Origin of the sequence: Clostridium algoriphilum, assembly GCF_020443705.1 — a bacterium.
Taxonomy (GTDB): Bacteria; Bacillota; Clostridia; order Clostridiales; family Clostridiaceae; genus Clostridium_AD; species Clostridium_AD algoriphilum.
The window spans coordinates 1-925 of record NZ_JAIZZK010000111.1; the positions used below are offsets into that span (position 1 = coordinate 1).

A 925-nucleotide genomic window follows, 5' to 3' on the forward strand; every position below is an offset into this window, starting at 1 on the left:
TTTATATCATGACCAATGAATACACAATACACTGGGAAATTAACAACTGCGGCAAGCTCTCTAGCCTTTCCTATAAGTTCAAATGTTACAGGATGTATAACCCCTTCAACATGGTCAACATATACTCCTATACCTTTCCATAAACTCTTATCAACTTGTATTTCTTTTGTTTCAATAAATTCCATCACTCCGGTCGGACCTTTTTTAACGCAAATCTTACACATTTTACAACCTGCATTAATTTCAATTTTTCCAGCATTGTATTCAATAGCACCAAAAGGGCAAACCTTTATTAATTCTTTAACATTGGAATCGTTTACTTTATCTTGGTTACAAATTAATTTACTCATGTATATTCCACCCCTTTTTATACAAATTTTAATTCTTTAAGTTTTGCAGCTATTTTTACACTAAGCTGTGCACCAGTACCTGTCCATGTTTCACGATCATTGTTTACGTCTGGTGGGAATATTCTCTCAACCTGAGTTGGTGAACCATTAAGTCCATATTTTTTCTCATCTTTATCTTCAAAATCATTTAATGTTATCATTTTTATTTCTCTGTCTTTTGTAGCTATTTTCTTCCTATAAGATGGAAGTCTTGGTTGATATATATCTTTATCTACAGTTAGAAGACATGGAAATTGAATCTCAGCTACTTCAACAGTATCTGCCATATCCATTTCTACAACAATTGATTTTTCTTTTAATTCTATTATTGTTAAAACGTTTGCAATATGGGGAATACCTAAATATTCAGCCATTTCTGGTCCTACTTGAGCAGTGTCACCGTCAGTTGTTTGCTTTCCGCATAATATAAGATCAAATTCACCCATTTTTCGTACACCTTGCGAAATTGTATAAGATGTAGCAAGCACATCTGCTCCTGCAAACTTTCTATCAGAAATTAATGCACCCTCGTCTGC

Annotated in this window: 1 protein-coding gene and 1 pseudogene; both read right to left on the reverse strand. The window is 33.5% G+C overall.

Going from position 1 to position 925, the window contains the following annotated elements; all coding sequences use genetic code 11:
- Positions 1-350, reverse strand: a pseudogene (locus LGK95_RS22150) (electron transfer flavoprotein subunit alpha); the annotation flags it as partial.
- A gap of 17 nt (positions 351-367) precedes the next feature.
- Positions 368-925 (reverse strand): electron transfer flavoprotein subunit beta/FixA family protein (locus tag LGK95_RS22155; protein ID WP_226127077.1); only part of this gene is annotated, 558 nt, incomplete at its 5' end.